We start from the raw sequence: 25317 nt of genomic DNA, 5'->3' as shown, positions 1-25317 counted from the left end.
GATGATAGAGATTTTAAATGTCAGTAAGGCATATGAGACCGGGAACAGGGCTCTCAAGGATATCAGTATCGAGATAGAGGACGGTGAGTTTGTATTTATCATGGGCCGGAGCGGTTCGGGTAAGTCCACGCTCATCCGCCTGCTGCTGAAGGAGGCGGAGCCCACTTCCGGCCGGATCATTGTGAATCATATGGAGTTGAATAAGATGCCGCGGCGATACATTCCCAAGTACCGCAGGAGGCTGGGAGTCGTATTTCAGGACTTCCGGCTTCTTCGGGACCGGAATGTATTTGAGAACGTGGCATTTGCGCAACGTGTGGTCGGGGCGTCCGCCAGGAGCATCCGGGAGTCTGTGCCTGAGATGCTTAAGCTGGTAGGCCTTTCCGCCAAATACAAGTCGCTGCCGCAGCAGCTCTCCGGCGGGGAACAGCAGCGCGTTGCCATTGCCAGGGCGCTGATCAACCGGCCTGAGGTTCTGCTCGCCGATGAGCCGACCGGCAATCTGGACCATGAGAATGCGATCGAGATCATGAAGCTGCTGGCGCAGATCAACAAGCGGGGAACCACAGTCGTGGTGGTTACGCACAGCCAGGAGATCGTAGACCAGATGGGAGGGCGGGTGATCACCCTTGACCGGGGCAGGCTAATCAGTGACGAGACGAAGGGTGGACTTAGCAGTGAGAATTAGTACGTTTTTATACTGCCTGAAACAGGGCGTGAAAAATATATGCAGGAATATCTGGTTTTCCCTGGCTTCGGTAGCCACGATTTCTGCATGTATTTTTTTATTTTGTTTATTTTTCTCAATTATTGCGAATATACAGTATATGGTGAAAAATGTGGAGAGCACTGTGGGGATCACCGTGTTGTTTTCGGAGGATCTGGGTGAAGATGCGATCCTGGCGCTGGGTGAGGAGATCGGTCAGCGCAGCGAGATCAAAGAGATGCACTATGTCTCCGCCGAGGAGGCGTGGGATTCCTTCAAGTCTGAATATTTTGCGGGCAGGGAGGAGCTTGCGGAAGGCTTTGCGGATGACAATCCCCTTGCCGGTTCGGCTTCCTATGAGATCTATCTGAATGATATTGCAGACCAGGATGCGGTTGTGGAATATCTCCAGGGGATTCCCGGCGTGCGTCAGGTGAATTATTCCAATTCGGCGGTGGCGGGATTTTCCAGTTTCAATAAGGTAGTGGGGCTGTTGTCCCTGGTGATCATCGGCGTGCTGCTGGCAGTGGCGGTGTTCCTTATCAACAACACCATCTCAGTGGCGGCGGCATTCCGGAAGCAGGAGAGCCAGATCATGCGTCTGATCGGAGCCACCAATTTTATGATCCGGGCGCCGTTTATTGTGGAGGGCGTGCTGATCGGCCTGATCGGCGCGGCGGTCCCGCTGGCGGGGATGTATGTGCTGTATACCCGGGCAGTGGTGTATCTGATGGAACGGTTCCGCATACTCTCCAATATGTTTTATTTCATTCCGATCAGGGAAATCTATCCCATGATGATCGGAGTGGCGCTGGTGCTGGGTGTGGGGATCGGATTTTTCGGAAGCTTTTTTACCATTCGCAAATATTTAAGGGTATAGGTGATATTGGATGAGACGAGAGAGGAAAAGACAGCTGGCCTCGGCGGTCCTGGCTCTTCTTCTGGCTGTGGCGGGCATCAGTCCGGTATACGCCACGAAGCAGGATGTGGAGGATGCAAAAAAGAAGGTTTCCTCCCTGGAGCAGGAGAAAAAGAAAGTCGAGGACTCCTTAAAGAACCTGGAGGGGTTAAAGAGCGATGCGGCGGCCTATGTAAAGCAGCTGGATGGGAACTTAGAAGCGTTAAACGGGGAGCTGGAACAGCTGGCGGGGCAGATCGCTGCCAAGGAGTCGGACATTGACCTGGCGAACCAGCAGCTTGATGAGGCAAAAGCAGTGGAACATCAGCAGTACGAGGATATGAAGCTGCGCATCAAATATATGTATGAGCGGGGGGAGACCAGCTATATCGACATGCTCCTCCAGGCGGATGACATGGTGCAGCTGATGAACCGTGCGGAATATATCCAGAAGATCTCCGAGTACGACAGGCAGAAGATGGATGAGTATGTGGCGACAAAGGATACCATTGCTGCTCATGAACAGCTGCTTCAAAGTGAACATGCGGAGCTTTTGGGATTACAGGAGCAGACAGAGGCAAAGCAGCAGTCTGTGGAGACCCTTCTGGCGCAGAAGAGCAGGGAGCTTAAAAACTTTGAGAACCAGATCGATGCAGCTCAGGGCCAGATCAGTGAATATGAGAAGGATCTAAAGGCCCAGGAGGGAAGAATCCAGCAATTGGAGGCGGAGATCAAACGCAAGGAGGAAGAGGCCAGGAAAGCGGCGGAGGCGGCAGGAAAATCGTATAAAACAGTCAGTCTTGGGAATATTAATTTTATATGGCCGTGCCCTTCCAGCAGCAGGATCACCTCAGGGTTCGGCGGACGCAGTTCACCGACGGAGGGAGCGTCCAGCAACCATCAGGGAATCGACATCGGCGCCAGCAGCGGATCCGCCATCATAGCGGCAGCTTCGGGCACGGTGGTGGTTTCTACATACAGCTATTCGGCCGGGAACTATATCATGCTCAGCCATGGCGGAGGAGTTTATACGGTGTATATGCACTGTTCTCAGCTCCTTGTCTCGGAGGGGCAGGAGGTGAGCCAGGGGCAGACCATTGCAAAGGTCGGTTCAACGGGATATTCCACAGGACCGCATCTGCATTTTGGCGTCAGGACCGGCGGGCGGTATGTAGACCCGCGCAATTATGTCAGCCCGTAGTGCAGATCCGCGGCGGGGATGGCAATTATATAGGCCGTAAGGTCGGGCAGAAGAAAGACAGGTGACATCATTGGATAGAGAGAATAAGAGCAGAAATAAATTTTGGAAGGGCGTCTTAGTCGGCGCGCTGGTAACAGCGTTTGCCGGGCTTATCATCGTGGGAGTGGCGGCTGGTATCTCGGTGATCGGGCGTTCGGTGATCGATAACCAGCAGAATCAGATCGTGGAGAGTTCAGGCACGGCGCAGCCGGTGAAGCAGGAGCTTGACATGGATGCGGTGGAGCAGAAGCTGGATACCCTGCAGGAGCTTGTGGATTATTATTATCTTTTTGATGAAGATATAGAGCAGGTGGAGGCAGGTATTTACAAAGGGATGCTGGCAGGGCTGGACGATCCCTACGCAATGTATTACACACCGGAGGAATTCCAGGCATTCAATGAAGAGACGGAAGGGACCTACTGTGGGATCGGCGTTCTGGTCAGCCAGAACATCCAGACAAAGATCGTGACGGCCCTTCGGGTATTCCCGAACTCCCCGGCGGAGGAAGCCGGTATGAAGAAAGGGGATATCCTGTATAAGGTGGAGGATATTGAGGCCACGTCCGAGGATCTGGATATGCTGGTACAGCAGTATATCCGGGGCGAGGAAGGTACCTTTGTGAACCTGACTGTGGTGCGGGACGGGGAAGAGATCCCTCTGCGCGTGGAACGCAGGCAGGTAGAGGTAGCCACAGTGGAGCACCAGCTTCTGGAGGATAAGACCGGATATGTGCTGGTGACCCAGTTTGATCTGGTGACCGGGAACCAGTTTATCGCGGCGGTGGAGGATTTAAAGGCCCAGGGAATGGAACGTCTGGTCATCGATCTTCGGGACAATCCGGGCGGTGTTGTGGATTCTTGTGTGGAGATCGCTGCGTATATCCTTCCGGAGGATCAGTTTGACGGGACGATCTTATCCATGGCAACCAAGAAAGGTCAGTCCGAGCGGTATTACTGCGAGGGCGGGCAGATCCGTCATGAGGTGTATGATGGAAAGCAGAAGGACCCCAAATATCCCAAGAAGGATGATTCTGAACTGGATATCCCGATCGCAGTCCTGATGAATGGACAGTCAGCAAGTGCTTCGGAGGTGCTTGCAGGTGCGCTCAAGGATTATGGGAAAGCGGTATTAGTAGGCACAACTTCTTATGGGAAGGGCATTGTACAGAGCCTGCTGCCTTTGGCGGACGGTTCGGCGGTGAAGCTGACCACGGCTCATTATTATACGCCGGGCGGGCATGACCTGCATAAGAAGGGGCTGGAGCCGGATGTGGAAGTGGAGCTGGAGCTGGATGAGGACTTGAAGGGGCAGTATGATGTGCCGCTGGATAGAGATAATCAGGTGCAGAAGGCGATTGAAACGCTGAAAAAATAGAACTTGCCGGGGACACGCGGACGTTCTGTGAGGGGGTAGTGAGGGATAAGAAATCCCCCGGGGCGGCAGAAAAAAGTTTCTGTGTCTTCCTGTCTTCGACAGGGAAAGGCGGGAGTCATGTGGCTATCGGACAGCACTAAAAGCGTGCAGTCCGCTATCCTCACGACTCCCGCCTTTCTCTGTCTGCGAACGGAAGACACTTAGAAATCTTTTTTCTGCCGCCCCGGGGGATTTCTTATCCCGGCGACGGTACTGGTGAACGGCAGCGGGAGCCGGCGGGGAAGTGAATGGGCGGTAGGGGACATATTTACAGGTTGTATCTGTTTCGGCCGGTTTCTTTGGCCTGGTAGAGTTTTTTGTCTGCCTGGCGGACCATGTTGTAGTAGAGGGACTGGTCGGGGGTGGAATAGTGTTCGCCTCCGATGCTGACGGAGAGCTTCATTTCCGGCAGGTCCGGGAAATGGATGTTGCGGACTTCCTGGACGATGGATGCGAGTTTTTGCTGGAAACGTTCTTTTGTTACATCGTTATAGAGAATGATAAATTCATCGCCGCCGTGGCGGATCACGCAGTCGCCGTTGGCGCTTTTGCAGTTGTCTTTTAAGGTCTGGGAGATGGCGATGATCGCCCGGTCTCCGACTTCGTGGCCGTAGGTGTCGTTGATGGATTTAAAATTATCGATATCGACGATCGCCAGGGAATATTTCAGGTTCGGGTCGTTCCATTCTCCGTTGCGCTGGTTGAGCAGTATGGTGTTGACATAGTTTCTGGAGTAACAGGAGGTCAGGCCGTCTAAGTGTGCCAGACGCTGGAGCCGCTCGTTGGCTTTTTTGATCTGTCCCCGGTTCAGCTGCAGGAGGGCCATGAGCAGTGCGACTACAAAAATCACGCAGAGTACTATTGCCAGTTCAATATAGTCGATCCAGCCATCGGATGGGGCTACGTCCAGATGCCAGGAGAGATTCCCGACTGTGAACTCATAGCTGACCGGATGTTCCGGGGCTTGTGATGAGGCTTCCATGATGGTTTTATTTCCGTCATCGTTTTGATACCAGAATGTATAGTCTACTCCCATGTTGGAAAGCGTTTTTAGATCGATCGTTTTCATCAGTTCATCGAAATCGATGGTGACAGTGACGAGTCCCCAGAAGTCCTGGTGACCGTCATTTTCCAGGAAAACGGGTAGACGTCCGGCAAATCCGCTTCCGCCCTGGATCAGTTCAAACGGGTTGGTGATGATGAGTTCTCCGCGTTTGTATGCCGCGATCGCTTCGAGGTTTCCCGGCTTGGTCTCGTCCATAAAATCAAAGCCGACCAGCGCCTCATTTCCTTTTGACGGATAAACTTTTTCTACGATTCCCTGCGGGGCTACGGCGATATTTTTCAGTGCGATCCCGGTATCTTTTTCGGTTTCCTGATAGATGCGTTTGCTCTGCCGCTCAAAGAAATTGGTATCGCCGCCGTTGTCGTTTACCAATGTGCTGAGCATAAAAACTCTGGAAAGGACCGTATCGATCCGGCCGCAGATCAGATTGGACTGGCTGGCGGCTATGTAGCGGTACCGCTCCCGGTTCTGGACTACAGATTGACGTGCTTCGATCAGGTATATTCCTGACAAAAGGATACCGATCACCAAAAACATGATGATCGATATCATAGTTTCTTTTCTTTGCTCACCTTCCACAAGCTTTCTCCCCCTGTTTTTTGTAAAACCCTTTTGGGTCAAGTATAAAGGATTTCATTTCCTAAGGCAAGTATTTCATAATGAACATACATGTAACATTTTGCTCCAGGATCTTCTGGGTGGTTGTGTCGTAGGCCAGCAGAGATGTTTCTTTCAGCAGGATGCCCTGGCCCTGCCGGTAAATGACAATGTCGGCGGGTTCGTTGGTCTTTTGGGGTGTCTTATACATGACTGGATACCTCGATTGTGTTATTGTAAGGCTGTATGATTGAACATATAGTTCGAGTATATCAGAAACTGTAATGAATCGTAAGCTTTTTTTAAATTCTATTCCTGGTGAAATATAGTATACTTATGCTACATGTTCCGGTCCGTGGAAGTATGAGTGCCGGGGATGATTCTGGATTAAGAGAGGTGACAGTTTATGATACATAGAAATATTCTGAAATACAAACGGGTTGCGGTGGCTTGTCTGGCGGCGTGTCTTTGTACGCAGCCGGTGATGACGGCGATGGCGGCTACGATCGTGGCAGGGGAGGGCAGTGCAGCCCAGAGCGGTCCGGGAGGCCCAGGCGGCCCTGGGGCGGCGGCGCTGCAGCCGTGGACGAAGATTGGCGGACAGTATTTTGATGATCAGGGCAATGTGATCAGCGGAGTCCTTGAGCGTGGGATCAGTGTTTCTAAATGGCAGGGGAATATTGACTGGGCTCAGGTGGCGGCGGACGATATCTCTTTTGCCATGGTCAGGATGGTCTCTTACGGGTATGAGGGTGAGATCACCATGGATGAATATTTTGACCGCAACATGCGGGAGGCAAGCGCCCACGGGATCAAGACGGCTCCTTATATCTATCTTCAGACGAAGACTGTGGAGGAGGCGCGGGCTGCGGCGCAGTTTGCGGTGGATACGGCGCGGAATTATACAGTGAATTATCCGATCGCGGTGGATGTGGAGTCCCAGTATATCATGGATCTGTCCACCCAGGAGCTGACGGATGTGGTCAATGCGTTCTGCCAGGTGATCGCGGCAGCTGGTTATACGCCGATCATTTACAGCGATTACTGGAAGTTTACCAATGAGATGGATACCAGCCAGTTCCCGTATGATATCTGGCTGGCCAGGTATGGCGCAGGAGGCGAGTATGCGAACCGGACCATCTGGCAGCCGACAGACAAGGGACGGGTGAACGGGATTGCCGGGGATGTGTGCCTGGAGTTTTCATACAAAGATTATAATGGACAGGATGCAGGGCAGCAGTCTGGAGGCGGTTCCCAGTCTTCGGCCGATATGTCGGTAAGTCTGGAAGGACCAGGCGTGTCCGACGGACCAGGGACGGATAGCGGAAGCAATGACGCGGCAGGTGGCAGTCCGGTGATTACTGCGGGATAAGGGAGGTGCTATGTACCAGTATAGGAAGCAGGCAGGCGGAGCGTGCGGCGCCCCGGCTGAACGTGTTGTGGGGAACCAGCAGTTGCTCAGGCAGATGAGGGAAAGCGGTGTGATTTGTGATGTCGGGGGCGGGAGGACGCCGGTGGTCCAGAGGACTGTCACTGGAATTGGGGAGAAGCAGGAGCAGTATTATGGTCAGGATGTGGAAGAGGGACCGCTGGTTTCTATTAACGGGGATCAATATAAGGCGGGCGAGGAAAATGAAGAACGGGTGACTTTTGAGGACGGTTACCGTTCTTTTGAATCGGACCAGAAAGCTTGCGGCTACAGCAGGATTTTTCTCTTTGAATATGAACAGGACGGAAAGTATATATATGAGAAAACACCGCTTCCGCCCAGCCTGCCTGTATCCTGCATTGAATCTGCCGCATGGGCCATGCATTTGATGGACATTGAAAAATTGGAGGGGAGTGAAGCCAGTATTATAGGGTCTGATTATCCCGGTGCCAAGGTATTCCCGGATTGGATGTATGATTTTGATAGGGAATACCTGGATAAAATATGGCAGGGGTTCCAGGCTTTGGACTCTTCTGCCATAGAAGATTTTACTGCTGTGTCAAAAGCGTATGAGCTGAAGCATTATGATTATCATCCGACCATAAGTGAATTTATAAGCAGGAAGACATCTGTAAAGGTTGTGGGCGGCGGGCCGTCTTCTGGCAGGATCATCCGCAATGTTGACAGTGGAGAGTTGGATAATGGCATGGTTCTTGCGAAGGAATACCGCGGGAGTTTTGATGTGGGGGATGGTATTCTGATTGCCAGCACCGGAGACAATGGTTCAGCTGATTTTCATGCAGTTGCAGTTGTTGCTGTTTTTCCAGATGAAACGATGATCGTGTTGGAGCGGAATGCAGGAAGAACGGTCCTTGGAGAGGGAGACAAAGGCGATAAAGAATGGCTGATGAATGTTTATGAAAACGCGGCTGATTTTTTGCAGACAGCAGAACAGGAAAGTAGCTGTTTTTACAAAATATTTAAACTTGAAGTCCGGTATGCTTAAACCGGAAACAGCGAGCAGGAAGTAGTATAACACAGAGAATAAAAACAGCGGGCATTGTGCAGGCTGCGAACGATAAATGGAGTCCGCAGTGCATTCAGTCCCGCTGTTTTTATGTGGAAGTCAGGGTCGGGGCCGGACTGGCGATCACAGATCCAGCTTTAAGTCCCCCAGCCTGATCCACTCGATCTTTCTTAGGATCTCCCCAAATACCAGCGTCAGAATGGCCGGCAGTACCAGGCAGATCAGCAGGATCCCGAGCCACATATTGGCGCCGCCGCCCATGGCAGTGTAGACGCCGATCGGCCCGACCAGGCCGCAGGTTCCCATACCGGCTCCGGCGTCGATATTTTCCAGATGGAAGACGCAGGTGGCGATCGGCCCGGTCACCATGGAGGCGAGGGTCGGCGCAATCCATATGCGTGGGTTTTTCACGATGTTGCCCATCTGGAGCATGGAGGTTCCAAGCCCCTGGGCCAAAAGCCCGCCCACGCCATTCTCACGGTAGCTTAGGACTGCAAAACCGATCATCTGGGCACAGCAGCCGGCGGTAGCGGCGCCGCCCGCAAGACCGTTTAAGCCCAGCATAATGCAGATGGCGGCGCTGCTGATCGGCAGGGTCAGGGCAATGCCGATGAGAGCGGAGACCAGTATCCCCATAAAGAATGGCTGCATCTCGGTAGTAGTCTTGACCAGGTTGCCGAAGGCTGTCATGAATGCGGACACACCGGGGCCTACGAACTGGGCGATCAGCACACCGGAAATAATGGTCACGCCCGGAGTCACCAGGATGTCCACTCGGGTTTCCTTTGAGACGATCTTGCCGAATTCCGTCGCGACAATCGTGGATACGAGAGCTCCAACCGGCCCGCCCAGGGCGTTGCCTGCGATCCCGACCGTAGCGGCGGAGAACAGCACCAGCTGCGGGGCTTTCAGCGCATAGGCGATGGAAACACCCAGAGCGGCCCCAGTGGCGGTCTTACAGTATTCCGATATGGTGTTAAATAAGGTTACATGGGTTTTGTCTCCGAGGGTGCCGAAGATGGTTCCGATGAGCAGGGAAGCGAACAATCCGAATGCCATGGCCCCCATTGCGTCGATCAGATAGGTTTTGACGGTGATATTGACGTTTTTACGTTGTAGAAATGCTTTTACGCCTGTCTGTTCCATAATAAAATCTCCTTAATATTATGTATTGTGGGACATAAAGGCACACATTTGACTTCCCGGGTCAAAGCAGTTGTGTGTTATATTACCACAAAAACATGGAAAAGCAAAGGAAATCTGGAAAAAAAGATCCGATATTGTTAATTAAATAACAAACTGCAACGTGGAAAATACAGGAAAGTTGTGGTATACTATGAACACTTGGCGAGGAATTTACGAGCCTGGTGAGAATGCATACCTGGACACTTAATGAGAACGAGCCGAAGGCGATGGACGAATTTAGTGACCATGGTATACTATGAACACTTGGCGAGGAATTTACGAGCCTAGTGAGAATGCATACCTGGACACTTAATGAGAACGAGCCGAAGGCGATGGACGAATTTAGTGACCATGGTATACTATGAACACTTGAGAACTAATAAAGGAGGAAACCTGCATGGTACGGAAGATCTGTCCGATATGCGACCAGGTGATGGGCGCGTCTCATTACTGCAAGAATTGTAAAAGCTGGGTGAAGCATCCTTATGTCAGGGACGTTACCTATTATCTAAATGAACGCCATCCTGCAAATGAGTCAGACTGCAGCTATCATGCTGGTTTAGCGCCAGTAGCAGGAAAGTCTGCGCCCGCAGCAGGAAAAAACAGCGGAAGCTGGACACCCAATGGAGACAGGCCATCCGGCGGCAACGGTAGTTCCCCGACGGGCAGCTGGCAGCCGCAGGGCGCACGTAGTACGCAGGGCCAAACAGGCCGTACGGGGAAGCCTCCGGCTCCGGTCCGTCAGGAACGTCCAAAGGTTCCAATGAGTGCCGGAGCAAAGAAAAACACGGGAGCCCTTGTAGTGGTCATTGTCCTGGTGGTCATAAAATTGCTGGGTTCCTGCGCTTCCATGGGGATGGAAGCGTTCAATACAGTCATGCCCAAGAGTCCGGAACCGCAGTATGATGTGGATCTGGGGGATTTTTATGGAGAAGAAGAGACCTGGGATGCGGATTACATAGAGCTGGATGCGGATGAGGTGATCGCGGCCGGGGTGGAGTGCAGCCGGGAGTACCATTTTGCTGTGTCAGGGACAGCGATGGAACAGCCTTTGGCTGAGATCCTGAACCGCCACGGTCTGGATATGACGGGCAGCAATACTTATTCTTATAATGAGCAGTATGACAATGGGGATACCTGGTATGTGACCTGGACCGTGTACGATTTAAATGACGGAGAGAATGGCGCTTATCAGTATGCGGAGCTGGATTATGACACAGCGACAGAGGCGCTCCACCAGATTGATATCACCCTTGAGGACCCGCAGGTTTTGGGGGATGTGTCAGGGGAAGTCCTGGAAATGCTGGAGGAGAGCGGGGCGCTGCTCCCTGGAGAAAACTGTGCGGAGCTTCTGAGCGAGGAGATGCCCGGTCTGCTGATACAGGACGGAAGCTATGAGCTTCAGAGCGGAGCCCTCTCTGTGGATGGGTATTATGAGGGTGACCATTATGTAGTATCCATTTACCGTATAGAGGAATGACCGGCAGAAGGCAGGCCAATGCATTCACTGCTCTAATGCTCCAGCGGAGAAATAATAGACATCAGAGGATAAGAAAAGACATAAGAAGGAGAACAGCAATTATGAAGATCAAAGACATCCTGGCACAGGGGGAGCCGACACTTTCTTTTGAGGTGTTTCCGCCGAAGACAGAGGACAAATACGAATCCGTGGAGACGGCAGCTTTGGAGATCGCCAAGCTGAGGCCTGCGTTTATGAGCGTGACGTACGGCGCGGGCGGCGGAACCAGCCGGTATACGGTGGATATTGCGACTTCCGTTAAAAAACAGGGTGTGACGCCCCTTGCACATCTTACCTGCGTGTCATCTACCAGGGAAAAGGTCCATGCGGTTTTAGAAGAGCTGAAGTCTCACAATATTGAGAATGTGCTGGCGCTTCGGGGTGATATTCCGAAGGACGGCAGAGTGGAGCATGATTATAAATATGCTTCTGAGCTGATTGCGGAGATCAAAGCGGCGGGGGATTTCTGCATTGGCGCGGCCTGCTATCCGGAAGGCCATGTGGAGTCGGCAAACAAGACCGCAGATATCCAGCATTTGAAAGAAAAAGTGGAAGCGGGCTGTGATTTTGTGACTACCCAGATGTTTTTTGACAATAATATCCTCTATAATTATCTGTACCGGATCCGGGAGCGCGGAATCACGGTGCCGGTGATCGCGGGCATTATGCCGGTGACCAACGCCGCGCAGATCAGCCGTATCCTTTCCATGTCGGGCACCTATATGCCAACCCGGTTCAAAGCGATCGTAGACCGGTTCGGGGACAATCCGGCGGCTATGAAACAGGCGGGCATCGCCTATGCCACGGAGCAGATCATCGACCTGATCGCCAATCATGTGAACGGGATACATATTTATTCCATGAACAAACCGGATGTGGCGGCTAAAATCCAGGCGAGCCTGTCGGAGATCCTGTAGAGCTGCGGCGGGGCAGGGCGGCGGAGGATGCAGAGGGAAGGCTTATGGAGACTTGAGATGGAGCGATTTGAATGGAATGAGCGGGAAGTCCTGCGGTATCTGGGCCACAGAGGGCAGGAGATCCCGGACAATGTAAAAGAACTTATGGAATCCTGTGAGCGGGAGCTGGAGCAGACTGCCGCGCCGAGGGCTGTCTGGCGGGAGTATCCGTTTTCCATAGAGGGGCATCTGCTGGATATGACCTGTTTTCAGACAGAGAGCCGCAGCCTGGAGCGGAATCTGAAGGACTGTGAAAAGGTGATCCTGTTTGCGGCGACCCTGGGAAGCCAGGTGGATGTGCTGCTTCAGCGTTATGGGAAGATCCAGATGAGCAGGGCGGTGGTCCTTCAGGCGGCGTCCGTCGCCATGCTGGAGACCTTTTGTGATGAAAAAAATGAAGCGCTCAAGCAGGAATATCTGGAAACCGGCTGGTATCTGCGTCCACGTTTCAGCCCGGGATATGGGGATTTCCCCCTGGAGTGCCAGCGTCAGCTCGTCCCGGCGCTGGAGCTGGGAAAACGGATCGGCGTCACGCTGACGGACAGCCTTTTGATGGCGCCGTCCAAATCGGTGACGGCTGTGATCGGGGCCAGCCGCCTGCCGCGAAACTGCACCGTGCAGGGCTGCGAGGCGTGCGGGAAGAAAGACTGTGCCTACCGCAGATAAGACGGCGGAGAAATGCGGCTGTGGCTGTGAGAAAATACTGACATGAAATAAAGGAGACATCATGGATATTTTACAGGAAATGCAGAACCGGATCCTGTTCTGCGACGGAGGATTGGGGAGTCTTTTGCAGGCAAACGGATTAAAACCGGGGGAGCTGCCGGGTACATGGAACATCAGCCACCCGGAAGTACTGGTGGATATTCACAGGGCGTATCTGGAAGCCGGTGCGGATATTGTGACCACCAATACCTTTGGCGTGGATTCATTAAAATATCACGCAGGCACAGAATATGGCCTGGAGCAGGTCATTACCGCTGCAATCCGCAATGGGAAGGAGGCCATACGCCTCAGCGGAAAACAGGCATATGTGGCGCTTGATCTGGGGCCGACCGGGAAGCTTTTAAAGCCCCTGGGGGATCTGGCATTTGAGGATGCCTGCGGGATTTATAAGGAAGTGATCGAGATTGCTGTCAGGGAAGGGGTGGACCTTATCCTGATCGAGACCATGAGCGACAGCTATGAGACCAAGGCGGCGGTGCTGGCGGCAAAGGAGAACAGCAGCCTTCCTGTATTCGTGACGGTCACCTTTGATGAGCGCGGAAAACTTCTGACCGGCGGCAGCCCCGCATCTATCGTGGCGATGTTAGAAGGGCTGGGTGTGGATGCGCTGGGGATGAACTGCGGCCTTGGCCCGGTACAGATGAAGGATACCTTAAAGGAGATCCTGGCGGTTTCTTCGATCCCTGTGATCGTCAACCCCAATGCGGGCCTGCCGCGCAGTGAACATGGAAATACTGTCTATGATATCGACGCGGACGCGTTTGCACAGACCATGGCGGAGCTTGTGGATATGGGGGCGCGGATCGTGGGCGGCTGCTGTGGAACTACTCCGGAGCATATCCGGAAGTTGGTGGAGCTGTGCCGGGAGAAAACACCGGTTCCGGTGGCAAAAAAGAGCCGCACGGTAGTGGCTTCCTTCGCCCAGGCGGTGGAGATCGGCGGCAGTCCGGTCATCATCGGAGAGCGGATCAATCCCACCGGAAAGTCCAAATTCAAACAGGCCCTGCGGGACCACAATCTGGAATATATCCTGAAGGAGGGCGTGACCCAACAGGATCACGGAGCTCATGTGCTGGATGTGAATGTGGGGCTGCCTGAGATCGACGAACCGTCTATGATGGTGGAGGTGGTACGGGAGCTTCAGAGCATTATCGATCTTCCCCTGCAGCTGGATACTTCCGACCCGGTGGCGATGGAGCAGGCGATGCGCATCTACAACGGCAAACCGCTCATCAACTCGGTGAATGGCAAAGAAGAATCCATGCGCGCCATATTCCCTCTGGTGAAGAAGTACGGCGGCGTGGTGGTTGCACTGGCCCTTGACGAGGAAGGAATCCCGGAGACTGCAAAAGGACGGATCCGCGTGGCGGAAAAGATCTACCGGACTGCGGCGGAGTATGGCATCGGGCCGGAGGATATCCTGATCGATGCACTGTGCCTGACGGTCAGCTCCGACAGCCAGGGAGCCATAACGACTCTGGAGACCCTGCGCAGGGTCCGGGATGAGCTGCATGGAAAGACGATCCTGGGCGTGTCCAATATTTCCTTTGGCCTGCCTCAGCGGGAGATCATCAATGCGGCATTCTTTACGATGGCAATGCAGAATGGTTTGAGCGCCGCGATCATCAATCCCAACTCAGAGGCGATGATGCGCGCGTATTACAGCTTCCGTGCGCTGATGGGCATGGATGCGCAATGTGGAGAGTATATCCAGGTTTACGGCGGGCAGGCCGCGACCCTGGGACAGAGTGCGGTCCGCGGACAGGCGGCAGGCGCGCCGGGGCAGATGGGATCGCGCACTGGTGCAGTGGGCAGAGGAACCGGCAGCGGGAATGCGGCAGCGGACGGCGCAGACAGCATGGGTACGGATGATGCGGGCGCAGTTTTAAGAAACAGCATTGAGCGGGGGCTGAAGGAACAGGCAGCAAAAGCCGTGAGTGTCCTTCTGGAGTCCAAAGATGCCCTGGATATCATAAGCGGGCAGATGATACCGGCCCTGGATCTTGTAGGCAGGGGGTTTGAGAATGGCACCCTGTTTTTGCCGCAGCTCCTTATGAGCGCGGAGGCGGCCAAGGCAGCATTTGAGATCATAAAGGATGCGATGACAAAAAGCGGTCAGAAGCAGGAGAAGAAAGGTACCATTATCCTTGCGACCGTGAAGGGGGATATCCATGACATCGGCAAGAATATTGTCAAGGTCCTGTTGGAAAATTACAGCTATGATGTGCTGGATTTAGGGAAGGACGTACCGCCGGAATCCATCGTAGAGACTGCGGTTGAGCGGCAGGTGAAGCTGGTGGGCTTAAGCGCTCTGATGACGACCACAGTTCCCAGCATGGAAGCCACGATCCGGCAGCTGCGCCAGGCTGCGCCCTGGACAAAGGTCATGGTGGGCGGAGCAGTGCTGACGGAGGAATATGCAAAGACCATGGGAGCGGACCGTTACTGCCGTGATGCCATGGCGTCTGTGAATTATGCGGAAGAAGTGTTCGGGAGCTGATAAAAGAAGCGTCTGCCGAATGAAAAATACCAGAGGTGCGATGCTAAGGAGCATTCGGCCTTCTGGTATTTTTAAATCTTGGGAAATTCTTTTTTTATATTACTCACACCACAGATATAATCCAGGCTCACATTGTAAAAACGCGCAAGGATTATCAGGCTTTCTACGGGAATCCGGGTCCTCCCGCTTTCATAATCGCAATAAGTGCGCTGGCCGATACTTAAGATTTCGGCAATAGCTTTCTGCGTATAGCGGTTGTCCTCCCGCAGCTCCCTGATCATTTCATAGTAAGTCATGACTCCACCTCATAGTTAAATTGCGTCACTATGCACTCGGTGTCAGTTTGTGCAGAACTGCGCATAATAACCTGAGTGTTACACATATTTCTGCACAGACCAAGGGACGGATGAATAGTAACTCAAATTATACAGAAGTTTGGAGGTATTATTGACTTATAGAGTAGATTACACTATAATTAGAGTAATATACTCTAATACTGTACGAAATGCGGAGGATAAAAATGAGCCGGGGATTGTTGGAGAATTTAGCGGAGCAGATGGGCATACTGTATCTGTCAGATCTGCGGATGGCTTGCTGCTGGGACAGACTGGCGCAGCATCTTACTGCGGTAAGTGCGGAGGAGTACTCTCTGGCAGAGTGGCGGGATGCGATCAATTACCTGCTTGGGAGAAATCAGGGCTCTTTCCGGGATGGGAATGAGGCGAGGGATTATCTGATAAAGCAGCTTAAAAAATAAAACACCTGTGGCGGCATCGGGAAAAGCATGATTTCCGAAGTCTACAGGTGTTTTCATTTTTTATTGTTTGTGGCGCAGGGGCGGATCTGTCAGCTCAGCGCCATTTTCTTTATCTGGTCAAGCCCTTTCCGGACCGGGGGCAGGGCGATCACGATCAGGGTCAACGCGCCTTCCGCCAGAATGTAGGAGTAGTTGTAAACAATCGGATATAGCTGGGTTATGGCCTGCGGAAAATCCTCGGGCATGTAATCCATCCAGTACAGGTATCCCCCCAGAGAGTGGAAAAATCCCCTTGCCAGGATACCGAGAAGATAGCCTTTTGCCAGCCCGTTCTTCGAGTTTGCAAAAGCGCCGGCCAGGCCAAGCCCGGCAAATGCCAGCACGTAATCGCAGCAGACCTGGAACAGGGAGAGCACGAACGGTTCCTGCAAAAACTGGAGGATCCCGTAGGCAAGCCCGGTCAGGACGCCAACCCCAATGCCGTACCAGTTGCCGATCAGGCAGATGAACAGCATACTGAACAGGGTGACGGAGCCGCCGTAAGGCATATGGAATATCCTTATGTAGGAAGCGACGAAAGCAAGGGCCATGGCGGTTCCGCAGAATACCAGCTGTTTGGTGGACAGCTTTGTTTTTCGGTTCCTGGAGATCAGGCCTGCGATCAAAAACAGGATGAGGGCGGCAAGGATGCACAATATGTAACCAAATGTGGTCAGACCGCCGTCTGGGGTAACAATAGACATAAAAAATCCTCCTTTGTGGTGTACACAGGAGGGGACTACCTTGAAGTATTAAGCTTCCTTACGCCGGTATGAACCGGATCAAGTAGTGAGGGTCAGATGGAATCTGCATCTTTCTCAGCCAGTAAAGGCTCCCCTAGCGTGATATATTCGTTTCAAACGGAAGTATACTCCATGGAGGATCAGATGTCAAGCGCAGAAATATCTTGAGTTTCCACATTTTGCAGCGGCGGCAGGCGGGGGATCGGACAGCACGGTTTTTGTTCCGGTTTCGGTTCTAAGAAGCTGTAAGACCTCAGGATTTTCTTAAAAACCTGCCAGTGGAAGGGGCAACTCGCTAACGCTCAGACAACCCCTTCCGCTTCCAGAACAGAAAATCCTGAGGGCTAACATCTTCTAAAAACCTGCAAAGTCACAAAAACCGTGCTGTCTGATCCCCCGACTGCTGCCGCTGCAAAATGCGGAAACTCAAGCAGAAATATTTGCCAAAAATACCGCTTGTATTTGCAGGGGGATTTCGGTAGAATAGTAGTAGGCTGATTTTGGGATTCTCTCGGAAAAGGAGAGATGAACATGAAAACAGGAATATCTGGTATGGTGAAGTGGCTGGCGTTAGCAGTATTTGTGCTGGCGGTCGGGTGCTGTTATAGCTGCAGCCTGGGCGGTGAGCCTGTGGGGATATCCCATGCGGAGGAGCTGCAGAGCGAAACGGAAGACGGAGCTTCAAAGGCGTCTGAATCCGGATCGTCAGAGGCGTCTGGACATGGATCAGCGAAGGGGTCTGAACCCGGATCAGCAGAGCTGTCCGGAGATAGCCGGAGCGGCGGACAAAGCCAGGAGGAAGTCGGGACGGCAGGAGATGGAAGTACAGAATCCAGCCCGGTACAGACATGCTTTGTACATGTGTGCGGCGAGGTGCAGCGTCCGGGAGTCTATGAGCTGGCAGAGGGCCAGCGGGTTTTTGAGGCAGTGGAGCTGGCGGGCGGATTTACCGCAGATGCGGCGGAGAGCTTTCTCAATCTGGCGGAACCGGTCAGGGACGGCATGAAGGTCCAGGTGCCGGATAAGGCTATGGCGCAGGACAGCGTGGCGGCCGGCCTTCCAGGCGGCGGTATTTACAGCAGCGGGGGGATCATCATTCCGGGCGGTGAGAACGCGGATACTGCCCATACAAAGATCAATATCAATACCGCCTCAAAAGAAGAACTGATGACCCTGCGGGGAATCGGGGAGGCGCGTGCGGAGGATATCATCCGTTACCGGCAGCAGCGGGGCGGATTTGAAAGTATTGAGGATATCATGAAGGTGTCCGGGATCAAAGACGCAGCATTTCAGAAGATAAAAGATGACATTACTGTGTAGGTCATAACGGGAACATAAGAAGAGACATCACCGTGTGGCGCGGCACGAGAGCACTGGAAGAGACATCACGGTTGGGATAGAGGAGAGAATATGGCAAAGATATTGGTAGTTGACGATGAAAAATTGATTGTAAAAGGGATCCGCTTCAGCCTGGAACAGGACGGCATGGAAGTGGACTGTGCATATGACGGGGAGGAGGCCATCAATCTGGCAAAGCAGAAGGAATACGATGTGGTGCTGCTGGATGTGATGCTCCCGAAGTTTGACGGGTTTGAGGTGTGCCAGGCCATCAGGGAGTTCTCTGAGATGCCGATCATCATGCTGACGGCAAAGGGCGGGGATATGGATAAGATCCTGGGGCTGGAGTACGGCGCTGACGACTATATCACCAAGCCGTTCAATATCCTGGAGGTGAAAGCGAGGATCAAGGCTATCATGCGCCGCAATTCCAAGAAATCCAGGCGTTCCGGCCAGTCTGAGAACCGGGTGGTCACAGCCGGGGATTTAAAGCTGGACCGGGAAGGCAGACAGGTGTTTATCGGTGAGAAAGAGATCAATCTGACTGCAAAGGAGTTTGATCTTTTAGAGCTTTTGGTGTGCAATCCCAACAAGGTGTACAGCCGGGAAAACCTGCTGACTTTTGTGTGGGGGAATAAGGCTTCCGAGTCCGGGGATGTGCGCACGGTGGATGTGCATGTGCGGCGGCTGAGAGAGAAGATCGAGCCAAGCCCCAGCGATCCCAAGTACGTGCATACCAAGTGGGGCGTAGGATATTACTTCCGGGCACAGTAACCGGAGAGGAGGAGAATAGAACATGGACGTTTTGATCAGGCAGGTGATACCGGACGATCTGGACGCTGTGGCCCGGGTGGAGTCGGTCTGCTTCCCGGAAGCAGAGGCGGCAACCCGGGATTCTTTTTCACAGCGGATCGCAGCTTTTCCGGAGAGCTTTTTTGTGGCGGAGAAGGATGGGGAGATCGTTGGATTCATTAACGGATGCGTGACGGATGAGAGGACGATCCGGGACGAGATGTTCGAGGATACCGGCTGCCATAAGGCGGATGGGGCCTATCAGAGCATCTTCGGCCTGGATGTGGTTCCGGAGTGCCAGCATCAGGGACTGGCCTCCCGGCTGATGAGGCATCTGATCGAGGATGCCAGGAAAAAGGGCAGGAAAGGGCTGATCCTGACCTGCAAGGACAGGCTGATCGGATTCTACGAGGGATTTGGCTACCACAGCCTGGGCGTGTCGGATTCCGTACACGGCGGGGCGGTCTGGTACGATATGATATTAGAATTTTAGCATGACATGGATAATCTAAGAAAAGAGGCGCTCTATGGAACAGGCAAAGTCGAAGAATGCATGGAGAAGACTGGACAATACCGCAAAGATATTTCCTGTGATCGCAAATGAGAATATGAGCCAGGTGTTCCGGATCTCCGCGACCCTGAAGGAAGAGGTGCAGCCGGAGCTATTGCAGCAGGCGCTGGAGGATATTCTGCCCCATATGAGGAATTTCCAGGTAAAGCTGCGCAGGGGCATATTCTGGTACTATTTTGAGGAGAATAAGAAGGTTCCGCAGGTGCAGCGGGAGAACACCTATCCCTGCCGGTATATCGATCCCCATGGGAGCCAGAAGTTTTTGTTCCGTGTCACCTACTATGAGCGGAGGATCAACCTGGAGGTGTTCCATGCCCTGACGGACGGGCTTGGAGCGGTGAATTTTTTAAAATGCCTGACGGAGCAGTATCTTCGTCTGACGAAGGGGGAGTCGGGCTACTGGACCGCAGAGGATGAAAAATGCCCGGAGGAACAGGACTTCCAGGTACAGGACAGCTATCTGGAGAATTACCGTGAGATGGAGCATCACAGCTACAGCTCCCGCCCGGCTTTCCGGCTGGAGGGAGATTATCTTCCCCTTGGTGCGGGGCAGGTGCTCCATGGCTATGTAAAGGTGGCGGAATTAAAGAAAGTCTGCCACAGTCATGGGGTCAGTATCACGAAGTATCTGGCGGCGGCGCTGATCTGGTCGGTCTGGCAGGAGTATTTAGAAGGCGGGACCTCCGGACGCCCGGTGGTGCTGAATCTGCCGATCAACCTGCGGGCATTTTTCGGATCGGATACCATGGCGAACTTTTTTGCAGTGACCATGATCGGCCATCTCTTCCGGAATCCGGATATGACATTTCCTGCACTGCTCAAAAAAATCAGCAGGCAGATGGATAAAAAGATAGACAGGGAGAAGCTGGAGGAGAGTATTTCCTACAACGTTTCCAATGAAAAGAAATGGTATTTAAGAGCAATCCCGCTGGTATTCAAAAGCCTGGCGCTGGGGCTGGTGTTCCGGCTGAAGGACCGGGCCTATACGATGACGCTCTCCAATGTGGGACCGATCAAAATGGAGCCGGAGTATGCGGATTCTATTGAGCGGTTCCATCTGATGATCGGCGTGTCCAGGAGACAGCCGCTCAAGTGCGCGGTCTGCGCTTATGGGGATGAGATGGTGGTGACGTTCACCTCGGTGTTTGCAGACAGCAGGCTTCAAAAGAGTTTCTTTGGCAGGCTCAGGGAAGACGGTGTGTCTGTGCGCCTGGAGGGGAACGAGCTGTGCGCGGCGAAAAAGAGGACCATGTATCCGCGGATCAGAAAGGTGCTGATCCTGCGCAAGGGAGGAGAGGCCAAAGCCACCCGCATGGCAAAGCAGGTAGGCCATACCGGAGAGACTGCGGCGCGGGGGCTTTTCGACTATATGAGCGGAAGAAGGAACTGGAAGGAAGAGCTGAACCGGCGCTTCCATATCTGACAGAAATGGTAAAACAGGAGGATGAATGAGGGACCAGAAGGTAAGCCTGCGCGGCAAACTGGTGCGGGACATGATGAGGAACATGATGGATTCCGCCATGGGGCATAAGTTTCAGACCGGGGAGTTTCGTATGAACCCGGTGGAACCGGCATGGATCTGTCCGCCGGATTTTGAGTATGAGATCGTGGAGATGGATGCGTTTAAGATGGAATATCTGCGTCCCTCCGCGGTGTGCACCGGGCGGGTAATCCTGCAGATCCACGGTGGCGGCTATATTGGTCCGATGAAGAATACCTACCGTGATTTTGCGGTCCAATATTCCAGAAGGAGCCTGGGCGGCGACGTACTGACCGTCGATTACCGCGTGGCGCCGGAGCATCCGTATCCGGCGGCGCTGGAGGATGCGGTGGCTGCTTACCTGTGGCTGATCGAGGAAAAAAAGTATGCGCCGGAGAAGATCATTATCGCCGGGGACTCGGCAGGCGGCGGCCTTACCCTTGCCCTGACTCTGTATCTGCGCGATCACTCCATACCCATGCCGGCAGGTATCATTGTGATGTCGCCCTGGGCGGATTTAACCTGCAGCGGGGAGAGCTATACGACCAACTATTCCCGGGACCCTCAGTTTGGGAACACGAAGGACAACATGCTGTATAACAGCAGTTATATTGGAGAAGCTGACCCGACAGACCCGTATATGTCCCCGGTGTTCGGCGATTATCATGGTTTTCCGCCCACACTGATGCAGGTGGGCAGTGAGGAAGTGCTGCTCAGTGATACGCTCACTGTGGCGGCAAAGCTTCGGGCTTCCCACGGCAGGCTGAGGCTTTCCGTGTATGACGGGATGTTCCATGTGTTCCAGATGGCTCTGCGGCTGATCCCGGAGAGCCGGGAGGCCTGGGCAGAGGTCGGGCGCTTTTTGAAGATCATCTACGGGATCGACCGGAAGGTGACCGGTATGCCGGTCAAGGTGGTGAAGTCCGGGAGAAAACGGAGTTTGGAAAGTCACCGGAAGACCTATGAGAAGGTATAGGACGGCTTGAGAAAGTCCAGGAAGAAACGAGTGGCGGTAATTAGGAAAAGGAAACCATTATAGATATGAAGATTACGCTGATAACCGTAGGAAAGATCAAGGAAAAGTTTTATACGGATGCGATTGCAGAATACAGTAAGCGGTTGAGCCGGTACTGCAAGCTGGATATTGTTCAGGTAGCAGATGAAAAGACCCCGGATGGAGCCAGTGAGCTGCAGGAGCGGCAGATCAAGGAAAAAGAAGGGGAGCGGATTCTGGCGCAGATTAAGGACGGCTCCTATGTGATGGCTCTTGCCATTGAGGGAGAAATGCTGGACTCCGAGGGCCTTGCAGAGAAGATTGACAGGTTAGGCGTCGGAGGACAGAGCCAGATCGTATTTATCATCGGCGGTTCCCTCGGGCTTTCTGATGCGGTTATGAGACGGGCAGATTATAAGCTGAGTTTTTCTAAGATGACATTCCCGCATCAGCTGATGCGGGTGATATTGTTGGAGCAGATTTACAGGAGCTACCGGATTGTACATGGGGAACCATATCACAAATGACAGGGAGAGAAAAAATTACAGAAAATAGGTTGTATTTATCCTATAATTATCATATACTAAATAGAGAGGTGATGAATATGATGATAAATACGGATAATCTTGTGGCGATGACTGAGGCAAATCAGAATTTTTCAAAAGTAACCCATATGGTGGATGAAAATGGCCTTGCTGTGATTCTAAAAAATAATAAGCCTAAATATATTGTGGTAGATTTTGAAGAATATGAGGTAGTGAAAGGAATTCAGGAAGCCAGAAGAAGGAAGATAAAAGAAACTGCGGATACCTTAATTAAAGAGAACATGGAAGCTTTTCTGGAGTTAGCGAAATGATTATTTTGACAGTGGATGAAATAATAGAAATTCACAGCCTGTTAATAAAGAAAACAGGTGGATTGGACGGGCTTAGAGATAAAGGTTTACTGGAATCAGCTGTTTTTAGTACTTCCAGTGGATTTGGAGATATAGAGGTCTACTCCACAATAGAAGAAAAAGCTGCCAGGCTTGCTTTTGGTATTGTGAATAACCATGCTTTTTTAGATGGAAATAAGAGAATTGGGATGTTATCTATGTTAATGACACTCAAGCTAAACCATATTGATTTGAAATATAGTCAAGAGGAATTGATTATATTAGGATTGGGGGTAGCAGGTGGAACTGTTGATTATGAAGGCATTTTAAAATGGATTATGGAGCATAAAATAGTATAAATATGGGATATTTAAACTAGATTTGCTAAAGGAATGACAAGAGATTAAAGGCTAAAGGCAGTTAAATGACGACATTATTAGTATCTTGACAATTAAGGAGGATGTAACCCAAAAGGGTATGCCTTCTTTTTTTATGTCATATACTTCAAACATAGAATTCTATGTTTAAAAATCAGTGAAGATAGTATATAATTCTAGTAGGAATGATGGTTTCACCGTTGGTAGCGTTACGGAGAACCATATCACAAATGACGGGAGGTAATTATGATTATATCTGTAACAGAAGAGATGCGCAGAAAAATGACAAAGGACGGCAGCGTTTTAAAGTACTTAAGGAACACTGGCGGGATGAATAAGGGATGCTTTGCAGGTGGCATCTTTCTGGTGATTACTGCAGTCGTATCAGGAGTTTTATTTAAGTCCATACCAATAATAGGTCTTTTTTTTGGAGGAATCTTTGGTATACCCGGAGTGCTTATGCTTCTAATGGGTTTTATTTTACAAAAGAAAAAAGTGAATGGTTATCTCAGCTTTTATCAGAAGGAATCAGGGTATGGAGCGGAGGAGATAAAACGGATCGACCAGGAACTGTTGGCTTCTGACGTAATTTGCATCAGCACTATGCCTGCAGGCACTGCGCTGAAGGACCTTCAGGTTGGATGTTTCATAACCAGGAATTACCTTGTTATGCCGTCGCCATTAGGAAAGAGTTACATAAGAAGGCTTGAAGATGTGATGGCAGCGATTTATTGTAAAACAATTCCCGGGATCGGTGGTTATAAGCAAGGTCTGGTTTTTGTTTCGAAACAGGATGATGAGCTCTATTATAATGCAAATTTTACAATAACGAGCTGTAATGAGGTTATCCAGGCGCTCCATGACAGGAATCCACAGATCATTACAGATCAGTTTTACGAGCGGGATGGGGTGCAATTTGACCTTTTGAAAGATTGGAGAACGTTAAACAATTGATAATGACCAATCATAATACCGTCAAAGAACATAAGCTTCACAGGATCGGGGTGATCTCCGATACGCATGGACTGCTCAGAGAAGAAGTAAAGGCAATCCTTGCCACCTGTGAAGTGATCTTGCATGGCGGGGATATCGACCGGGAGGCCCTGCTCCATGAACTGGAACAAATTGCTGCGGTCTATGCGGTAAGAGGAAATAATGACAGGGAGTGGGCTGAAAATCTGCCAAATAGCCTGGATATAGAATTATTTGGCTTAAGGATTTATATAACCCATGATAAAAGGCAGATTCCTGAGAACACAGAGAATTTTGACCTTGTGGTTTATGGACATTCACATAAGTTTGATCTGGATCAGAGAAATGGGATTACGATGTTGAATCCGGGAGGCTGTGGCCCAAAACGTTTTCACCTTCCGGTTACTATGGCGGTGGTTGAGGTAAAGGACGGGGAAGGAATATATAACATAGAAAAATTTGAATTATAATACAGGTACTTGACAAAATGGTCAAGTACCTGTATTATAATAGTCAAGTACATTACTTTTTGAAATAAGAGATGGAGGACAGTTAAAATGAGTGAAGAAAGTAAAAAGTTAATGAATCTATTAATGAGACTGGAAGGCTTGCTGCGCAGGCAAATGATGGGCGGAAGACAAAGAGCAGTGATGAATCCTCACAGAGGGCAGGGGCGGGTACTGTCCATATTGAGAATGAAGAGGGAAATCACACAAAAGGAACTGACTTATATCCTGGATATGAGCAAGCAGGCGATCGGTGAGCTTTTAAGCAAGCTGGAGCATTGCGGCTATATTACGAGGACGCCGTCTGAGGAAGACGGCCGGGTAATGATCGTCACGCTGACGGAAAAAGGACGGACGGTATCGGATGAGATGGATCTTGATGGAGATGGGTCAGAGGACCTGTTTCAGTGCCTGACCCGGGAGGAACAGAAGAATCTGGGTGAATACCTGGAACGCCTGATCGCATCATGGCAGAATGATGGAACCCTGGACAGGAGGCACATGGGACAGCGCAGAGGTGGGGATTACCGGGACCGGGTATTTGAAGGTGACGTAGAAAACAGATTTGGATTCGAACATTTCCCGGGAACCGGACCTTTTAGGAGGTGATA

At 51.8% G+C, this 25317-nt stretch carries 27 protein-coding genes and 1 riboswitch; of the genes, 22 read left to right on the top strand and 5 right to left on the bottom strand.

The annotated features are described in order from the left end of the window. Nucleotide 1 precedes the first annotated feature (1 nt). The 4 genes from ftsE to AB1I67_RS19085 all read left to right on the top strand — a co-directional run bounded on the left by ftsE (nt 2) and on the right by AB1I67_RS19085 (nt 4219). The gene (gene ftsE, locus AB1I67_RS19100) at nt 2-688 is read left to right on the top strand and encodes a cell division ATP-binding protein FtsE (protein ID WP_367031706.1); all 687 of its coding nucleotides are present in this window, start codon (nt 2-4) and stop codon (nt 686-688) included. Next, nucleotides 651-1586: a permease-like cell division protein FtsX gene (ftsX, locus tag AB1I67_RS19095; protein WP_367031704.1), complete on the top strand. Its 936-nt coding sequence runs from the start codon at nt 651-653 to the stop codon at nt 1584-1586. The genes ftsE and ftsX overlap by 38 nt, the downstream gene beginning before the upstream one ends. A 10-nt stretch (nt 1587-1596) precedes the next feature. Beyond that, nucleotides 1597-2805, top strand: coding sequence for a peptidoglycan DD-metalloendopeptidase family protein (locus tag AB1I67_RS19090; RefSeq protein WP_367031702.1), 1209 nt, complete (start codon nt 1597-1599; stop codon nt 2803-2805). A 61-nt stretch (nt 2806-2866) separates the two neighbouring features. Beyond that, nucleotides 2867-4219, top strand: coding sequence for a S41 family peptidase (locus AB1I67_RS19085; RefSeq protein ID WP_367031700.1), 1353 nt, complete (start codon nt 2867-2869; stop codon nt 4217-4219). A 307-nt stretch (nt 4220-4526) separates the two neighbouring features. Here the strand turns inward: AB1I67_RS19085 and AB1I67_RS19080 are convergent, their stop codons facing one another. Further along, the gene (locus AB1I67_RS19080) at nt 4527-5903 is read right to left on the bottom strand and encodes a diguanylate cyclase (RefSeq protein ID WP_367031699.1); all 1377 of its coding nucleotides are present in this window, start codon (nt 5901-5903) and stop codon (nt 4527-4529) included. A gap of 61 nt (nt 5904-5964) precedes the next feature. Continuing rightward, the gene (locus tag AB1I67_RS19075; RefSeq protein WP_367031697.1) at nt 5965-6132 is read right to left on the bottom strand and encodes a hypothetical protein; all 168 of its coding nucleotides are present in this window, start codon (nt 6130-6132) and stop codon (nt 5965-5967) included. Nucleotides 6133-6327: 195 nt separating this feature from the next. Here AB1I67_RS19075 and AB1I67_RS19070 point away from each other — a divergent pair, with 195 nt between their 5' ends. Next, the gene (locus tag AB1I67_RS19070; protein ID WP_367031696.1) at nt 6328-7293 is read left to right on the top strand and encodes a GH25 family lysozyme; all 966 of its coding nucleotides are present in this window, start codon (nt 6328-6330) and stop codon (nt 7291-7293) included. A gap of 10 nt (nt 7294-7303) precedes the next feature. Further along, nucleotides 7304-8356 (top strand): hypothetical protein, encoded by a 1053-nt coding sequence (locus AB1I67_RS19065; protein ID WP_367031694.1) that lies wholly within the window; start codon nt 7304-7306, stop codon nt 8354-8356. Nucleotides 8357-8500: 144 nt separating this feature from the next. Here the strand turns inward: AB1I67_RS19065 and AB1I67_RS19060 are convergent, their stop codons facing one another. Continuing rightward, the gene (locus tag AB1I67_RS19060) at nt 8501-9523 is read right to left on the bottom strand and encodes a PTS sugar transporter subunit IIC (RefSeq protein ID WP_367031693.1); all 1023 of its coding nucleotides are present in this window, start codon (nt 9521-9523) and stop codon (nt 8501-8503) included. Nucleotides 9524-9959: 436 nt separating this feature from the next. Here AB1I67_RS19060 and AB1I67_RS19055 point away from each other — a divergent pair, with 436 nt between their 5' ends. The 4 genes from AB1I67_RS19055 (at nt 9960) to AB1I67_RS19040 (ending at nt 15263) form a co-directional block, all read left to right on the top strand. After that, nucleotides 9960-11042 carry a hypothetical protein gene (locus AB1I67_RS19055; RefSeq protein ID WP_367031691.1) on the top strand — a complete coding sequence of 361 codons (1083 nt, stop codon included), beginning with the start codon at nt 9960-9962 and terminating at the stop codon, nt 11040-11042. Nucleotides 11043-11143: 101 nt separating this feature from the next. Next, the gene (gene metF, locus AB1I67_RS19050) at nt 11144-11998 is read left to right on the top strand and encodes a methylenetetrahydrofolate reductase [NAD(P)H] (protein ID WP_367031690.1); all 855 of its coding nucleotides are present in this window, start codon (nt 11144-11146) and stop codon (nt 11996-11998) included. A 57-nt stretch (nt 11999-12055) separates the two neighbouring features. Further along, nucleotides 12056-12703: a vitamin B12 dependent-methionine synthase activation domain-containing protein gene (locus AB1I67_RS19045; protein ID WP_367031688.1), complete on the top strand. Its 648-nt coding sequence runs from the start codon at nt 12056-12058 to the stop codon at nt 12701-12703. A 61-nt stretch (nt 12704-12764) separates the two neighbouring features. Next, entirely contained in the window at nt 12765-15263 is a 2499-nt protein-coding gene (locus AB1I67_RS19040) for a homocysteine S-methyltransferase family protein (RefSeq protein ID WP_367031687.1), read from the top strand. 71 nt (nt 15264-15334) lie between these two features. Here the strand turns inward: AB1I67_RS19040 and AB1I67_RS19035 are convergent, their stop codons facing one another. Further along, complete coding sequence (locus AB1I67_RS19035; protein WP_367031685.1) at nt 15335-15559, bottom strand: helix-turn-helix transcriptional regulator; 225 nt, start codon at nt 15557-15559, stop codon at nt 15335-15337. A 224-nt stretch (nt 15560-15783) separates the two neighbouring features. Between AB1I67_RS19035 and AB1I67_RS19030 the strand changes: the two genes are divergently transcribed. Further along, nucleotides 15784-16020: a hypothetical protein gene (locus AB1I67_RS19030; protein ID WP_367031683.1), complete on the top strand. Its 237-nt coding sequence runs from the start codon at nt 15784-15786 to the stop codon at nt 16018-16020. An 89-nt stretch (nt 16021-16109) separates the two neighbouring features. Here the strand turns inward: AB1I67_RS19030 and AB1I67_RS19025 are convergent, their stop codons facing one another. Beyond that, complete coding sequence (locus tag AB1I67_RS19025; RefSeq protein WP_367031682.1) at nt 16110-16763, bottom strand: energy-coupled thiamine transporter ThiT; 654 nt, start codon at nt 16761-16763, stop codon at nt 16110-16112. A 38-nt stretch (nt 16764-16801) separates the two neighbouring features. Continuing rightward, nucleotides 16802-16908, bottom strand: a riboswitch (TPP riboswitch). 425 nt (nt 16909-17333) lie between these two features. On the opposite strand from AB1I67_RS19025, the gene AB1I67_RS19020 reads away from it, so the two are divergent. From AB1I67_RS19020 to AB1I67_RS18970, 11 genes are all read left to right on the top strand, one after another. After that, the gene (locus AB1I67_RS19020) at nt 17334-18122 is read left to right on the top strand and encodes a helix-hairpin-helix domain-containing protein (RefSeq protein WP_367031680.1); all 789 of its coding nucleotides are present in this window, start codon (nt 17334-17336) and stop codon (nt 18120-18122) included. 90 nt (nt 18123-18212) lie between these two features. After that, nucleotides 18213-18914: a response regulator transcription factor gene (locus AB1I67_RS19015; protein ID WP_367031679.1), complete on the top strand. Its 702-nt coding sequence runs from the start codon at nt 18213-18215 to the stop codon at nt 18912-18914. Between the two features lie 22 nt (nt 18915-18936). Next, nucleotides 18937-19425 (top strand): GNAT family N-acetyltransferase, encoded by a 489-nt coding sequence (locus AB1I67_RS19010; protein ID WP_367031677.1) that lies wholly within the window; start codon nt 18937-18939, stop codon nt 19423-19425. A gap of 34 nt (nt 19426-19459) precedes the next feature. Continuing rightward, a complete protein-coding gene (locus tag AB1I67_RS19005; protein WP_367031676.1) occupies nt 19460-20926 on the top strand; it encodes a hypothetical protein in 1467 nt (488 codons plus the stop codon). A 25-nt stretch (nt 20927-20951) separates the two neighbouring features. Further along, nucleotides 20952-21959 carry an alpha/beta hydrolase gene (locus tag AB1I67_RS19000; RefSeq protein WP_367031675.1) on the top strand — a complete coding sequence of 336 codons (1008 nt, stop codon included), beginning with the start codon at nt 20952-20954 and terminating at the stop codon, nt 21957-21959. A 65-nt stretch (nt 21960-22024) separates the two neighbouring features. After that, entirely contained in the window at nt 22025-22504 is a 480-nt protein-coding gene (gene rlmH, locus AB1I67_RS18995; protein WP_367031674.1) for a 23S rRNA (pseudouridine(1915)-N(3))-methyltransferase RlmH, read from the top strand. Nucleotides 22505-22581: 77 nt separating this feature from the next. Then, nucleotides 22582-22833: a type II toxin-antitoxin system Phd/YefM family antitoxin gene (locus AB1I67_RS18990; RefSeq protein WP_367031672.1), complete on the top strand. Its 252-nt coding sequence runs from the start codon at nt 22582-22584 to the stop codon at nt 22831-22833. Next, nucleotides 22830-23210 (top strand): type II toxin-antitoxin system death-on-curing family toxin, encoded by a 381-nt coding sequence (locus AB1I67_RS18985; protein WP_367031671.1) that lies wholly within the window; start codon nt 22830-22832, stop codon nt 23208-23210. The genes AB1I67_RS18990 and AB1I67_RS18985 overlap by 4 nt, the downstream gene beginning before the upstream one ends. Nucleotides 23211-23474: 264 nt before the next feature. Next, nucleotides 23475-24182, top strand: a complete 708-nt coding sequence (locus AB1I67_RS18980; protein WP_367031669.1) for a hypothetical protein — start codon at nt 23475-23477, stop codon at nt 24180-24182. Between the two features lie 2 nt (nt 24183-24184). Then, nucleotides 24185-24670 carry a metallophosphoesterase family protein gene (locus AB1I67_RS18975; protein WP_367032663.1) on the top strand — a complete coding sequence of 162 codons (486 nt, stop codon included), beginning with the start codon at nt 24185-24187 and terminating at the stop codon, nt 24668-24670. Nucleotides 24671-24757: 87 nt separating this feature from the next. After that, complete coding sequence (locus AB1I67_RS18970) at nt 24758-25315, top strand: MarR family transcriptional regulator (protein ID WP_367031668.1); 558 nt, start codon at nt 24758-24760, stop codon at nt 25313-25315. Nucleotides 25316-25317: the final 2 nt, after the last annotated feature.

The organism is Clostridium sp. AN503, from assembly GCF_040719375.1.
Taxonomy (GTDB): domain Bacteria; phylum Bacillota; class Clostridia; order Lachnospirales; family Lachnospiraceae; genus Brotaphodocola.
This window is presented reverse-complemented; position numbering and strand designations above follow the sequence as displayed.